The 14,616-nt window shown below is 33.1% G+C and carries 16 protein-coding genes; 10 read left to right on the top strand and 6 right to left on the bottom strand.

Annotated features, from left to right (window positions below; translation table 11 throughout):
* Positions 1 to 119: 119 nt before the first annotated feature.
* Entirely contained in the window at positions 120 to 1,940 is a 1,821-nt protein-coding gene (infB, locus tag FFONT_RS02190; protein WP_014557586.1) for a translation initiation factor IF-2, read from the bottom strand.
* A gap of 288 nt (positions 1,941 to 2,228) precedes the next feature.
* On the opposite strand from infB, the gene FFONT_RS02185 reads away from it, so the two are divergent.
* The 6 genes from FFONT_RS02185 to FFONT_RS02160 all read left to right on the top strand — a co-directional run bounded on the left by FFONT_RS02185 (position 2,229) and on the right by FFONT_RS02160 (position 5,911).
* Entirely contained in the window at positions 2,229 to 2,864 is a 636-nt protein-coding gene (locus tag FFONT_RS02185; RefSeq protein ID WP_158308292.1) for a 30S ribosomal protein S6e, read from the top strand.
* 24 nt (positions 2,865 to 2,888) lie between these two features.
* The gene (locus tag FFONT_RS02180) at positions 2,889 to 4,139 is read left to right on the top strand and encodes a translation initiation factor IF-2 subunit gamma (RefSeq protein WP_014557584.1); all 1,251 of its coding nucleotides are present in this window, start codon (positions 2,889 to 2,891) and stop codon (positions 4,137 to 4,139) included.
* Positions 4,118 to 4,546, top strand: coding sequence for a PIN domain-containing protein (locus FFONT_RS02175; RefSeq protein ID WP_014557583.1), 429 nt, complete (start codon positions 4,118 to 4,120; stop codon positions 4,544 to 4,546). The genes FFONT_RS02180 and FFONT_RS02175 overlap by 22 nt, the downstream gene beginning before the upstream one ends.
* An 81-nt stretch (positions 4,547 to 4,627) precedes the next feature.
* Entirely contained in the window at positions 4,628 to 5,155 is a 528-nt protein-coding gene (locus FFONT_RS02170) for a DNA-directed RNA polymerase (protein ID WP_148683535.1), read from the top strand.
* Positions 5,156 to 5,158: 3 nt separating this feature from the next.
* Positions 5,159 to 5,368: a transcription elongation factor subunit Spt4 gene (gene spt4, locus FFONT_RS02165; protein WP_014557581.1), complete on the top strand. Its 210-nt coding sequence runs from the start codon at positions 5,159 to 5,161 to the stop codon at positions 5,366 to 5,368.
* Between the two features lie 18 nt (positions 5,369 to 5,386).
* Positions 5,387 to 5,911 carry a GTP-dependent dephospho-CoA kinase family protein gene (locus FFONT_RS02160; protein ID WP_014557580.1) on the top strand — a complete coding sequence of 175 codons (525 nt, stop codon included), beginning with the start codon at positions 5,387 to 5,389 and terminating at the stop codon, positions 5,909 to 5,911.
* A 140-nt stretch (positions 5,912 to 6,051) separates the two neighbouring features.
* Here the strand turns inward: FFONT_RS02160 and FFONT_RS02155 are convergent, their stop codons facing one another.
* The 3 genes from FFONT_RS02155 to glmU are packed head-to-tail and all read right to left on the bottom strand — an operon-like array spanning position 6,052 to position 9,975.
* Complete coding sequence (locus FFONT_RS02155) at positions 6,052 to 7,275, bottom strand: redox-regulated ATPase YchF (protein ID WP_014557579.1); 1,224 nt, start codon at positions 7,273 to 7,275, stop codon at positions 6,052 to 6,054.
* 5 nt (positions 7,276 to 7,280) lie between these two features.
* A complete protein-coding gene (locus FFONT_RS02150) occupies positions 7,281 to 8,672 on the bottom strand; it encodes a B12-binding domain-containing radical SAM protein (protein WP_014557578.1) in 1,392 nt (463 codons plus the stop codon).
* Positions 8,673 to 8,691: 19 nt separating this feature from the next.
* On the bottom strand, positions 8,692 to 9,975 hold the full coding sequence (gene glmU / locus FFONT_RS02145; protein ID WP_014557577.1) for a bifunctional sugar-1-phosphate nucleotidylyltransferase/acetyltransferase: 1,284 nt from the start codon (positions 9,973 to 9,975) through the stop codon (positions 8,692 to 8,694).
* Between the two features lie 583 nt (positions 9,976 to 10,558).
* Between glmU and FFONT_RS02140 the strand changes: the two genes are divergently transcribed.
* From FFONT_RS02140 to FFONT_RS02125, 4 genes are all read left to right on the top strand, one after another.
* A complete protein-coding gene (locus FFONT_RS02140) occupies positions 10,559 to 10,891 on the top strand; it encodes a zf-TFIIB domain-containing protein (protein ID WP_322741382.1) in 333 nt (110 codons plus the stop codon).
* Between the two features lie 221 nt (positions 10,892 to 11,112).
* Positions 11,113 to 12,294 carry a hypothetical protein gene (locus FFONT_RS02135; RefSeq protein WP_148683533.1) on the top strand — a complete coding sequence of 394 codons (1,182 nt, stop codon included), beginning with the start codon at positions 11,113 to 11,115 and terminating at the stop codon, positions 12,292 to 12,294.
* A 5-nt stretch (positions 12,295 to 12,299) separates the two neighbouring features.
* A complete protein-coding gene (locus FFONT_RS02130) occupies positions 12,300 to 12,572 on the top strand; it encodes a KEOPS complex subunit Pcc1 (RefSeq protein ID WP_158308291.1) in 273 nt (90 codons plus the stop codon).
* A gap of 24 nt (positions 12,573 to 12,596) precedes the next feature.
* Positions 12,597 to 13,241 (top strand): 30S ribosomal protein S3ae, encoded by a 645-nt coding sequence (locus FFONT_RS02125; protein WP_014557572.1) that lies wholly within the window; start codon positions 12,597 to 12,599, stop codon positions 13,239 to 13,241.
* A 338-nt stretch (positions 13,242 to 13,579) separates the two neighbouring features.
* Here FFONT_RS02125 and FFONT_RS02120 read toward each other — a convergent pair whose 3' ends face one another.
* Positions 13,580 to 14,329, bottom strand: coding sequence for a DNA polymerase sliding clamp (locus FFONT_RS02120; RefSeq protein ID WP_014557571.1), 750 nt, complete (start codon positions 14,327 to 14,329; stop codon positions 13,580 to 13,582).
* Between the two features lie 38 nt (positions 14,330 to 14,367).
* Positions 14,368 to 14,604: a hypothetical protein gene (locus FFONT_RS02115; protein WP_148683531.1), complete on the bottom strand. Its 237-nt coding sequence runs from the start codon at positions 14,602 to 14,604 to the stop codon at positions 14,368 to 14,370.
* Positions 14,605 to 14,616: the final 12 nt, after the last annotated feature.

Below are 14,616 nucleotides of genomic sequence, written 5' to 3'. Positions count from 1 at the left end.
TTGCCTCGTAAGCAAAAAATTTAAGCTTGAACAAATGCGGGGAACTATAACTGCTAGAAAACATGATATTAGAATTTTGAATGCTAAATATTATTTGTTATGGAATTCATAGAACAAAATCATACAAAAGCATATAATGGATCGCTTTTTCTTTTTATTTTAATTATCTCATCTAATACCATTTTAACATCATCACTTATATCGCCTTTGAATTTAGTTAAAAATGTCCTCGCATGCAGATCGGGAACGTCTGTATAAATAATATCGCCTTCGTTTATTTGCCTTCCAACCATTATGTTGCCTTTGACTGAAATTGCGACTTGCATGCCTGGCTTTGCTTCTTTAAGACTTTGTCCTTTGTCTTGAATTTGCTGAAGTATACCAAGCTTTCTACCTGCCTCGTCCATTAATGGGCTCCCAGGTTTGAGTATACCTCCCAAAACTTCGATTCCAACAATAACAGGATCGCTCCTTCTGAAAACAAATCCTGGGATTATTCTAAATTTTGCAGGCCAAACTAAGTTTTCCATTTCTTTTATTTTTTCTAATCTCTTTACTTCCTCTTTCCAATTGAAATAGTCTTCAAGAAGCTTATAAATTATATTGTTTAGCATTATTTTCACATTTAACTTTTCGGCTTCTTCTTTAGCATCAGGCATTACTTTAACATTAAACCCCAAAATTACGCCTAAAGTTTCATCATCTTGCTTGGAAATTGATGCCTCAACAACATCCCTTTTTGTTATATTTCCTATATCAGCTATTCTAACTGGAATGTTATTTCTTTTCAAAGCTTCAACAAGTGCATCTAAAGTCCCCAAAGTATCAGCTTTAGCTACTACCCCGCTTTTATCTGTTTTTATCTTTATCTTACTTAGCTCTTCTAGTATTTTATTTTTAGCATCTTCTATTTCTTCAGGTGTATTTGCAACATATAGCTGAGTTCCTGCGACTGCATTGTCTAAGTCCGGAGCAACAATTTTTACCCCAACAGCTGCTACAACTTCATCTACACTCAAAAACTTGTCTTCTGGCGATCTGATTTCTTGCAATGGCTTAGGCATAAGGAGATTTCTAACCTTTGTAACGATCGGTCCTTCGGCGCTTCCAAGAACTATTGTATCTCCTTTTCTTAAAATTCCATCATATATTATTACATCAATAGTATTCCCCAGTCCTGGCATCTCCTTAACTTCAAGCACTACTCCTTTGGCATTTCCTGAAGTAAATATCAGCCTATCCTTCAAGTACTGCTGAGACAACCCTGCAAGCATTGCAAGCAATTCTGGTATTCCCTCACCTGTTTTTGCGGAGACGGGAACGATGCTCACGGTTCGTGTAAAATCTTTTATTCTATCAAACCTATCACTGTTAAATCCGTATCTACCAAGCTCTCCCATTAGATGATATATCCTCTCATCCAAAAGTTCCTTAGTTCTTTGTGACTGCTTAGCATATGAATTTATAAAAGCTTCATTTGGATAAGGCTTCCAACCCGGAATTTTATCAATTTTATTTGCAGCGACCAAAAATGGAACCTTTCTCGCCCTTAGAAGTTGCAATGATTCTACAGTTTGCTCTTTGAAACCTTCTATTATGTCAACGACCAATATAGAAAAATCTGAGATCGCTCCGCCTATTCTTCTCATATTCATGAAAAGCTCATGTCCAGGTGTATCTATAAACAACAGCCCTGGAATTTTTAGCTTAACAGGTATTATTTTTTTAAGAGGTTCAGCTAATTGCTCTATAACTCTCGAGGGAACTACGCTTGCACCAACATGTTGCGTTATCTCTCCAGGCTCTCTTTTAGCGACACTTGTCCCTCTAATTTTATCAAGTAACGTTGTTTTTCCATGATCTACGTGACCCATTACAACGACAATAGGTTGCCTCAGTTTTTGCTCTTCGATTCTAGAAGTACCGCTCAATTTAATCACCAAAAATGTAATTGTTATTTGTTTTTAAAGACGAGTCATTATCTTATATTGTTGATTGGATAAATGTCTAATTCAAAATTATCTCTGAGCAAAAAGCTTATAAACATTTGCAATAGAGTAAAAGAAACTCAATTTCTTTTGTTGAAATAGAGAATTTAATTATTATGCTTTCAAAAAAGGTATAATTAAAATTTAATTATCCTTTTAATAATAATAAATTTAAACGCATTTAAATAATCTGCAAATCCGGCAATGAAAAAAGAGCTGGATGCGGAGGTAAATGAAGTAATGCCCGAATTTAAATTAGTAGTATCAGTTCCAAAGCACAATAATCAATCAATCAAAGTGAAAGTAGTTGGAGATGAAAAAATTCAGCTGAGCAAGGAGCAAAAAGAAGGAAGAAAACTTCCCATTGCTATTGTTTCACGCGCATTGGCTGATAAGCTTAACGTAAATGATGCCGTTCTCATGTTAAAGTTCTCGCAGGAAGGCGGAAAAGTAATTAAAATGCACTTTAAGACTACTATTGAAGACGGTTTAGATGAAAATACAGTAAAGATATCTTCAGACCTTTTAGGAGAAAAAATCGGAGAACTTCAGGCGGAAGCTATAGCTATGAAGTCAAAAGCATTTCAGCTAACTCTAGATGATTCAACGAGCAGAAGATTTGTAGGAATGAAGATAGGTGACGAAATAGACGCTGTAATTATAGATCTAAAAGGTAAACTAGTAGTGAAAGGGGGCTCGGATAACAGCGGTTTTCCCATGAGAAAGGATCTTCCTGGTGCAGTTAAGAAAAAGTTGCTACTTTCAGGGCCTCCTGGTTATCATCCTGAAAGAAATGGTGAAAAAAGAAGAAAAATGGTCAGAGGAAATACAATAGATGAAAGCTTTGTTCAAATAAATACTATTTTAGTGCAATAAATTATATCGTTAAAGTGATGTATTTTGGCTTATGAAAAAAAGGAACAACCTGAAGTAAATATTGGGACTGCAGGTCATGTAGACCATGGAAAGACTACTTTAGTTTATTCTCTCACTGGTATCTGGACTTCAAAACATAGTGAAGAGTTAAAGAGAGGAATGACAATAAAGCTTGGATATGCAGATGGGGGTATATATAGGTGTTCTAACTGTCCATTTCCAGAAGAGTACCAGCCCTTACCAGAATGCAAGGAATGTCCCTCAGGATCGGAGCCTGAGCTTTTAAGAAGAATATCTTATGTTGACGCGCCAGGACATGAAATACTTATGACTACCATGCTTTCTGGTGCTGCTATAATGGATGGAGCACTTTTAGTGATAGCAGCCAATGAAAAGTGTCCTCAACCGCAAACTTTTGAGCATTTTAAGGCTCTTGAAATAATCGGAATAAAAAATCTCATTATAGTTCAGAACAAAGTTGACGTAGTAAGCAGGGAAAGAGCTAGAGAAAGTTACAATGAAATTAAACGTCTCATAGAAGGCACATGGGCAGAAAATGCTCCTATTATACCTATTAGCGCTCTAAAAGGGGCTAATATTGATGTTCTTATGGCTGCAATACAAAAGTACATACCTACTCCGGAAAGAGATCTGACTAAGCCTCCTTTAATGCACATTGTTAGAAGCTTTGATGTAAATAAGCCTGGTACACCTCCTGAAAAACTTGCTGGTGGTGTGGTTGGAGGCACACTTTCGCAAGGAGAGCTTAAAATCGGCGATGAAATAGTAATTCTGCCAGGCATGAAAGTTAAAAAATCGGGCGGAAGAGAAGAATATCAGGCTATATATACTGAAGTTACTAGTTTAAGGTTCGGTGAAATTGAGGTTGAAAAAGCCCTTCCAGGCGGATTGCTCGCTGTAGGGACAAAGCTAGATCCATCTATTACTAAAAGAGATCAACTTATTGGAAACGTTCTTACAATTCCTAATAATAAACTTCCTATAATAGACCATATTGAAATGGAATATCATTTGCTCGAAAGAGTTGTAGGTGCAAAAGAATTCATCACAGCAAGACCTATTCAGGCAAAAGAAAGACTAATGATTACGATAGGGACTGCTCTAACTAAAGGAGTAGTTGAGAGAGTATCAAGCAATGTAATAGAAATTTCGCTTTCAAAGCCCATTGTTGGCATAAGCGGTAGCAGGGCTGTGTTCAGCAGAGAGATTAATGGGAAGTGGAGATTGGCAGGATGGGGGATCTTGAAGTTATAAAAAACATATATGTAGTGCTTGACACAAATTTCTTGTTTATGCATCTAAGAAAGTTTGATGTTTTCGAAGAGATCTCTTCTTTGATTAATTATAAACCGGAATTCATTTGCTTAGAAAGCGTTTTAAATGAATTAGAAAAATTGGAGAGGAAAAACAGAAAAAATGATAATGAAATAAAAAAACGAATTGGCTTGATTAAGGAAAAATGTGAACTTCAAAAGTCTAATTATTTTTCTGCTGATAAAGACATTTTAGAAATTGCTTTGAACTTAACCGAAAAGGGCATTGTAATTGTTGCTACAAATGACAGAGAATTGAGGAGAAAATTGAGACAGATCGGGATAAAAAGTATTTACTACAGAGAAAGTGAAAACTCCCTTGAAACAGATTTCGAATTCTGGCTATAATTTAACATAATACTTATAAAAGCTTTATATCAATAATATAAAACAACTTTTCAATATTTGTAGCAATGAGGTAATGAGTATATGTTTTTACGTTCTAGGGTAAAGGATATACTAAGGATTCCGCCGGAAAGGATGAATGAAGATTTGGACAAAGTCGCATCAGAAATACTGAATCAATATTACTCGGGATACTATGACGATGAGCTTGGAATTATTATTGGTGTCGAAAAGGCAAAGGTAGATCCATTTGGAAAAATTGTGCATGGAGATGGAGCATCTTATCATAATGTAGAAGCGTCAATAATTTCTATGAAGCCTTTAATGCATGAAGTAGTAGAGGGCTTTGTAACAGACGTTAAAGATTATGGATTATTCATTAGGATCGGTCCAATAGATGGATTTGTGCATAAATCGCAAATTTCTGACGAATACGTTGAATATGATAGCAGCAGGGAAGCATTTATTCTGAAAAACAGTAATAGAATCATTGAAAGAGGAGATATTGTTAGAGCAAGGATTATCGCATTAAGTTTTTCTACTGAAAAAAAAGAAATAAGGGTCCAATTAACTATGAGACAGCCCTACCTTGGTAAAACTGTAGAGGGATAAGCAATGTCTAAAAGGTTGAAATCTCCTTATAAGGCATGTATAAAGTGCAAGGCTCTTGTAGAACCAAATGTCGAAGTATGTCCTGTCTGCGGGTCTAAAGAATTTACTAATGATTGGGAAGGACTTGTAATTGTCCTAGATGTTAATAATAGTAAAATAGCTCAAATCTTAGGAATTACGAAGCCTGGAAAGTATGCAATAAAGATTAGGTGATGATAAATAGTTCTAAAAATGAATGATAAACTCAAGAAAGTTCTTTCGGAACCATTTGGTCCAATTTATTCTGGTTCCTCTTTTGAAAACCTTATAAAAACTACACATAATAAATTCAGGTATATAACAATAGGAGATTATGTAACGGAAAAGTATATAGAAATTGCAGAAAAATCTCCTGTGCTTTCTTTTGTAGATATGCAGACAAAAAGAGAAAGATATGATATTTCAAAGATAAAAAGTTACTATACGGATATAATCGAAATATATAACAAACAAGGAACTATCAGTAAAGAAACAATAAATGAAGAACTTTCTGAAGTTTTAATTAACTACATCCAAGGCATTTCATCTTTAGTAATTGTTAGAGGAGAGGAAGATCTTCTATCATTATATGTCCCTTTATTAATACCAATGAATTCCAGTGGAAGAGTAATTTATGGGCAACCAGGAATGGGCGCTGTTGTCTTTGATGTTAACGAAAAGACAAAAAGAGAAATAAGCAATATACTGCAAGATTTTTATATAGAATTTTCGATTTAATTTTATCGGATATTAAGGGAAAATTTCTTCAATGAGGTATATTTTGACCTTCTCTCTCCTAGAAGGTGAAAGGTGTAAGCTGTATAACTAATAAAAATGATGAGCACCAAACAAACCTTCATCCTTCAGAAAGAGAACACTCAGATTGTTGAGACAATTTTAAAGACAAGCCTATCATAAACTCTGCTACCTTCTCCCATCTTTTGCTTTGTCCTTGCATCAATAGCATACTGAAATCCTTTTTCTAGTTCAGTATGTATTAAACCCGCTACTACCTTAGGAGAAGCTTCATGATCTACTATTAGCGCATCTGGCAATATATTGCCGTTTTTATCTGTAAGCTTATTAATGTCTTCAACAGGAAAAACTACAACTTTTTTCAATACATCGTAAATTATAGAATTAATTACTTTTTGAACACCTGTAGAACCATACCTTTTAAGGACTTTTTCTTCTATATATTTTAGAGCAACTTCCTGCTGTGGAGTTAACTTGACATTTTCTTTTATAAAAAATATACTATCTCCTGGAATATAATCGATCAGATTCATCTTTGCAGCTTTTCTTAAAGCTAGTTCAGATTCAGATGAAACTGGAACAACTGGAACCTCGGGAAATTCTTTTTTCAGTCTTTCAATATTTTCATATGCGGTAGGAAGATCTGCCTTATTTGCAGCAATTATATGAGGCTTAGCCGTCTTTCTTAATTCTTTTGCAAAAATATAAAAATCTTCTTCTTTCCAATTGCTCGGTCTTTTATTTGTCAAATCAATCCTTTCAAGTACCTCAATCACATGAGATCTTTTTATAGATAGTCCAGAAATTTTATCGTATAATGCATCTACAAAATTCTTTCTGCTTGTTTCAACACTTACAGAAAACTTCTGCCAATCAGAGCTTACTATTTTAGCCAACCATAAATCAACTTCATTTATTATTTGCTTAACTTCTTCTATAGGATCGTAGGTACCGGGCGGTACTGGGTTCCCCTCTTCATTTGTAGACCCAGATGCATCGATAACTAAAATAAATGCATCTGCTTTTCTGAGGTCATCCATAAATTTATTTCCTAAGCCTCTTCCCATATGTGCACCAGGTATTAGACCAGCAACATCGAGCAGTTCGATAGGAACGAACCTATTACCATTTTGACAATAACCTGTTCTTGGATTACAAGCTTCAAGACCAAAATCAAGATGAGGGCAAGTTATTTTAACATACCCTATTCCATGATTCGGTTTTATTGTGGTAAAAGGTCTGTTACTAATCTCAACTGTTGTCATTGTAGCTGCAGAAAAAAACGTCGATTTTCCTACATTAGTTTTTCCAATTACACCTATTAATGGTGGTAAGTAATTTACCAACCTTCTCAGTCCCTAATTTTCTTTAATGCATGTTCAATTAAAAAAACATGTGCATTTTCTCCCAAGCTATTTATAGTATACTGAAGACGTGCTAATTTAGGAGGATAGTATTCAAATTCAGAAATCTTCGAGAGTTTTGCATTTAGGTAATCAATTTTTCTTTGTAGCTCGTTTGCTTCTTCCATTTTTTCATTTTCCATTTTAGTTAATGGCTTCGGAATAAACGGATTTACAGAAACTTTAATTTTTTTCTTGTTTCTTAGAGTCTTCCAAAAATATTCCACTTGTGCAATGATAGCATCCAAATCGCTTTGCCTCTCTCCCGGTAGCCCTATCATATAATATAATTTTATTCCCATATCAAGAGCCTTAAGTTTTTCAGCAATTTGTAGTATCATTTCATCTTTAATAGGTTTTCCAATGCTTTTTCTCAGCTCATATATACCAGTCTCCGGTGCGACAGTAAGAGTTTTTTGTCCAGCTTTTTTTATCAGCTCAATTTTATTATCATCAAGAGAATCAATCCTGACGCTTGGAATGCTTGCTTCTATGCCTCTATCTACAACATACTTCAAGATTTTTTCTCCAAGAGCGCTATCAAAAAAACTAAGAGAAAAGAAAATTACTCTATTTAAGTTATTAACTTCTAGCCCTTGTTCTATTAATTCGATAATTTTATTTTCACTTCTCTCTCTTCTAAAAAGCGATATGGCCGATTCCATACAGAAAAAGCAACCTCTATTGCAACCTCTAGAAGTTTCTACCATTAACCCCTTTCCCAAAATTGGTTCGGTATGAGGATTTTGTATTTGAATAATTGGAAAAAAAGAAGAATCCAAATCTTTAACTATTGAGATTTTTTCTGTTCTATTTTCCAAGCTCCAAAAGCCTTCGATAGAAGAAAGCATTTCTTTAAATTTCTTCGGATTATCAATATATTGAATTGAGTCGAAAAATTTTTTGCCGGTACTTTCAAATTCACCCCTAAAGATAAAATCGGCAACTTTTCCCATCGGAAAAGGGTTTGCCGTAGGAGAAGGACCGCCTATAATTAAAATCGGCCTATTTCTCTCTTCTTTCAAAGGAGATATTCTTGATCTCAATAGCGTCCTTATAATTTCAGGATATTCTAACTCATAGTGAGCACTTGCAAATATGATATCGAACTTACTTAGTGGCGTACCCGTTTCAATGCTGATATAATCCCCTCTTGATTCTGTAATTACTCTTTCAGCAAAAATTTCCTCAAAGCTGTTTAAGTAAAAATAAATTAACTGATATCCTAAGCTAGATAGGCTAGATCTGTAAGTAGAAGGGTAAAGCAATGCTATGTGATAGTCAAATCTCTTTTTTATAATGTTGTTTACTTCGTTTTGAAAAATTTTTCCCTTATCCAAGATGTTTACCCATTTTTTCTTATTTTTTCTTAATTTTCTTTTCTTGAGAACAATATACTATAGCATCGTCTGGTACATCTCTATCAATTATACATCCAGCATTGATCCAGGTATTCGCACCAATTTTTATCCCAGGCAATATAGAAGTATTTATCCCCGTTTTTGTATAGTTTCCAACAATAGCGCCAAGTTTTCTCATTCCAGTGTCGATATATTCTCCCTTTACAAGCGATTTAACGTTTTTTCCATCGTGCCTAAGATTTGCAGTTACAGTGCCTGCCCCTAAATTTACATATTCGCCAATTACAGAATCTCCGACATAGTTTAAATGAGGTATTTTTGCACCTCTCATTATAATTGAGGACTTTATTTGGACAGAAAAGCCTATCTTATTTTCCCCGCATAAAATTGTATGTTCTCTTAAATGAGAACAGGGACCTATTTCAGCCTTTCCGGATATATATATCGGTCCTTCTAGCGAAACCGGCTCAATGATTTCAACTGTACTTTTATCATATATCAAACAGTCCTCAGGATTCTTTCCAAGTTCCGAGCAATAATGATCTAATTCAATTATATTAGCCTTAAGCAAATCCCATGGGGTGCCGACATCCATCCATGAGGATTCGATCGGATAAATTTTTACAGAATTATTTTTTGCAATCAAATTTAATACCGATGTCAGTTCAATTTCTCCTCTTGGCGAAATTTCAGTCTTATCTATATATTTTTTCAAATCTCCAATTCTAAGCTTCATAATTCCAGCATTTACATAACCATTAACATCAGGAGGTATATCTTTTCTTTTTTCCTGTATTTCTAAAAGATTTCCATGTTCGTCTACTTTGACTAGCCCATATTTCGAAAGGTTATTCACTTCTTTTACAGCAATAATGTTTCCATCAAACTCCAATATGTTTTTAAGAATTCTAGACATTTCTTTACTTGGAACAAATATATCTCCATATACAACTAAAATTTCATCTCCGAGATCTTCTGCTCCTTCTAGAATCTCTTTAATTGCATGGCCTGTCCCAAGCGGTAAGCTTTGCTCCATTAATTTAATTTTTTTCCCCGTTAGGTTGTTGTAACCATTTAAATATTCAAAAATTTTTTCCTTATTCTTATAAGTTAAGACGATTGCTGAGTTTAATAAATCAGCTTCCTCTAATGCGTTTAGATGAATATTAAGTAATGGTTTGCACAAAATTGGTAATAACGGCTTCGGCGTATCATAAGTTAAAGGCCACATTCTTTCTCCTTTTCCCGCAGCCAGTATAACTGCAGTAATATTTTTACTCAATAAAATAACACCCTGCAAATTGTTCTAAAATATATAAATTTATTTTTATAAATTTATGAAAATATCTCTTTTAATAAATCCACTTTTCAATATGATAAGAAAACGAATTTACAACAGTTAAAAGGCCAATCATTTATAGCATGATTGAAGGCTAAATTTTTTTCAAAGTTGTTTTGCAGAAATTTTCAATATATAACAAAAAAGATCTAAAATTTTACTTCTGTATCATATGAGTTAAATATAAGAGCTTGAAAAAAACTTAAAAAACTCAATACAGAATTCTGTTCATTCTCAACTTTTCGTAAGTAGACAATATATTCACACATAAATGAGAACTATTATTCCGTCTAAAGAGCATTGCTCTTTGTGGTGAAGTAGAATTCGGAAGTTCTTCTCTGTTTTAGAATGAATTCTTTCTTTATCTAAAGCCTTGCATAAAGTTTCGATCAGTGCTATCGTAAAAATGCAACACAATGAAAAATTATTTTATCAAAAAAGATAAAAGTTTAAAAATTTGTTACAATGTAGTTTCAAGCGTAATAGCGTTATCTTTAAATATTTCTATATGGCTTAAATAGTAAAAATGCTTTTTAAAAGTAAAAATAATCGAGGTAATGGAAAAATGCAGTTTTGCCCAAAATGTGGAGGCATCATGGTACCAGTGAAAAAAGATGGAGAAACGGTACTAAGATGCACAAAATGTGGATATGAGATGAAAGCGAAGAAAAAGGAAAGCTATGTCATCAAAGAAAAAGTCAAAGAAAAGGACAAGCCAAAAACTACATCTTTAGTTTCAGAACCTTCTAAATTTGGAGTTAGCGACGAAGAGCAGCAGCAAAGAGTTGAAGACTACTATGAAATAGCTTTAGAACTCATGCAGGAAGAAAGCGAAGGCAGTGATGAAGGAGAGCAATAAAAACCATTTATAGCTTATTTTGGAAAATGATCAGAATTCTCTTATTTATAATTACAAGTACTACGTTTGAATGTATTGTATAGAAGTTTATAATTTTTTTAAGCTTTTGTTCATAAGTTAGTAAATTTTCCGTTGTAAAATAATCGATAACTTGTGAATAAGCTTTTTTATTTATATAGGTAAAAATATCTGATAAAAACAAAAAAATGATGAGTGGGATTTTGAGCAATCCTTCAATATCTGAAGCTTATGCGGATGACGCAAAAAAATTAAGCGAATATATCTCAAAAGACCTACCAATATTTATAAGCGCATACCCAGACAAGATGAGCACTCATGCAGGGATTTTTCTAGCATCCAGTTTATCCTTAACAAGGAAGAAATGCTTTTTAAAAATTACATATGACAAGGAACTCTCTGAAGAAGGGCTAAATATTTTAATAGGTTATAATGGAATGCAAAATAGTAGCAATGAAAAAGTAATTGTAATTCCGAAAACTAAAAGCATTCAATTAAAACCCTCTATTGATGTTATTCAATTTAATCCTGTTTATTCCATTCTTCAAATCCTAGAAGGAAGTATGCTTATAGATCAAGATAAAAAAGTTGCAGTATATTCGAGTATATATCAGGAGCTCAAAACGCCCTTTGAAACAGAGCACTTAATATCATCATATCTTTCTTTTACTCAATTAAAAATCTTAAAGAAATCTTTAAACTTAATTGGAGGAAGCGAAAAAAGTCTCATTGATTCTTTGTTTTTTACCATTGATCCTTTTTATCCTTCTTTTTCTGTGGCAGACCCTGGGTTTATAAAGCAAATTTTAGAAAAAGAGGGAATTGATCCGTACTTAAACTATACTCAACAAAGTTCAGAAAAAGTAAAAAGAATAGCTGAACTTCTCTTAAACGAATACAAAAAAATTGATCCAAATGCCGGTGGTAAGGATCTGATAAGAGTTTCAATATCTGCTACACTTAATAACATAGATTTTGACCTGAAAGAAATCGCAGAAAGTATAGATATAGCTTTAGAAGTATCTCCAGCCTCATTATATTTATTTTACGCTGGAATGTTACCTCTGCATGGACTTATGGTCCATAGAAATTTTTACATTAAAATAATTGCAGATGTATTTAAAAAATTTCTTAAAAAAGAGGATATGACCTTCGAAGGAAATTTTTTGAAAATCAAATGTAATGAAGTTATGCCGGTTTCATTTATTGGGGACTTTTTTAGAAACCGCAGACTTGTAGATAGCAAAAAAATAGTGGTATGTGAGAGAGATGGAAAGCTTTATACTTCTATATTTGAACTTTCAAATTTAGACAATGAGACAAGAAATAAAATTTTAAAATCATCAAACAAGTTAACTTTTCCCTATATAGAAATAATACGGTGAAAAAATTGAATGAAAATTTGTTCAATATCAAAGCAGATATTCAGATATCTTTAACAAATGAGAATTTGTGTAAAAGCATAATTAATTCTTTAGTACCGGATGATTTAACAAGTTCTCCCGAACTTCAAGTTAAAACTTATAATCTCAAAACTTCTATATTAATTCAGATTGTTTATAAAGGAATTAATATATTAACTGTAAGAAATACGATTGAAGATTATATAAATTCAATCGAAACTGTAATTAATTCAATAAAAGGAGCAAAAGAAAAGTTATAAAGATTACCTATATGGGGGAAGAAAATGTCGTCTGTAAAAGGGAAAAGGAGAGAATTAAAAGAAACCTGGAAAATGAAAAAATGGTATGAGGTTATTGCACCATCGGTATTTGGAGAAGTCTCTATAGGTAGCATACCAGCTCTAACTCCTGAGCAATTAATTGGAAGAACAGTAGAAGCAACTCTCTATGACATAACTGGTGATTATACTCAGGTTCACATAAAGCTAAATTTCCAAATAATTAAGGTTGAAGGTCATAATGCACATACCAGATTTAAAGGTCACGAATTGGCAAGGGATTATATTAAGGTTCTGACCAGAAGAAAGAGTAGCAAAGTGCAGGGAATATTTAACGTAGAGACAAAGGATGGCTATAAGCTGAGGATTATAGCTATAACATTCACATCCTATAAAGCAAATACTAGCCAAAAAAGAGCTATCAGAAAAATTATGGAAAAGATAATTACTGAAAGGATAAAGGAGAAGAGCTTTGATGAAGTTATTCAGCTATTAGTCGGAAATGATTTATCAACGGAAATATTTTCAGAGGCAAAAAAGATCTACCCAATAAGAAAAGTGGAAATATATAAATCAAAGTTATTATTTATACCAGGACCACACGGCCCAGAAAAAGCTACTATAACAAGTAGCATTAAAGCAAATCAATAAGATAATATTGTCAATTTGAAATTTATTTAATAGTTTTTTAAATAGTATAAATGTGAATTTGAGATTTTTTTATTAATGTTAAAATCTTCATGTATAAAAGTTTATAAAGATGGACGCTCAGGAAACCTCACATTGTATCGAGAAAATGAATGGGTAAAGGTTTTTGAGCGTTGAGACCTCTGAAACCCTAGATGAAGCTGCGCGCGTGAAGCTCTATTTGAACACCAAAAGCTCCATCATTTAAGGCGAAGTAGGTTACATGAAAAAGAGCTTGGAAATCTTACTTTGAATTTTTCAATAAAGCACTGATAATTTATAAGCATAAAATTAAATTATTGTTAAATTCTCGGAGCGACCCAATAGGTTAACGATCCACCAGGTGTAAATTGAACTTGTATTTTTATTGGAAGTTGTGAACCAAAAGCCACTTTTGTGGTAGTGTTACTGTCCATTTTTTTAGCAACCGAAGATAAAAGCTCAACACCGTATTTTGAACTCGCTTCACTTACAGAAGACTTTAATAAAATCAAAGGATTACCTTCAGTAAGAGTTGCAATATAAGCTCTGCCTTGACCTTCAGATTTAATCACAATGCTCGAATTTTTATATTCAAATTCAACTTCTTCTCCCACTTTGCTGACATCATCTAGAATATCCTTTAAATCACCAGCTAGAATTTCAAATTCTATAGGTAAATCTACCTTGGGCTCGCCTATATCTTCTACATTTTCTATAGAAACCTGCAAATCAAACGATCTAATAGCGCCGTTTTTTGAATTTTTAAAAACGATTTTTAAAATCCCTTTATCTTTTTCCAATGAAAGTTCTAAAACATCGTTTTTTGTTGCTCTTTTTAGTATTTTGTTGAAATCTCTAATTTTTACCCTGAATGATATATTCTCTTCAAGCTCGAATTCATTAAATATTTCAGATGGTATTTCTAAGATACTCATTGTAGTTTTATCTTCACTTAAGGTTTTACTGGAAATTCCTTTTTCGCTTATAGTTAAAGGAACTTCTTCTGCTACTTTTGCGAGTACGTCTATAATATCTTTAAGATCGCTTGCATCGTTTAAGATAATCTTCATAAATTTTCACCTATGGAATAAAATTGACTTTTCTAGTTTTATTCTTTTTTACTAATTTCTTCTAATATAAACTCCAGTTTTTCCAGTTTTTCTTCGGTGTTTGCATTGCTAAGTCTCTTTACCTCTATTTTCCATCCATAATCGCTACATTTGTTCCAAAGTTTAAATGTTATAAAACATCTATAGCATACATTTAATTTTCTATTTTTTATCGTACAATTAGCAGTAGGCGAATTCTTCCCGCATAAATCGCATCTGTACCAATAGATGCTCAAAGTAATCACTCT

Source organism: Fervidicoccus fontis Kam940, assembly GCF_000258425.1.
GTDB classification, from domain to species: Archaea; Thermoproteota; Thermoprotei_A; order Sulfolobales; family Fervidicoccaceae; genus Fervidicoccus; species Fervidicoccus fontis.
The sequence above is the reverse complement of the archived record's forward strand: the minus strand, read 5'-3'. Positions and strand labels throughout refer to the sequence as shown.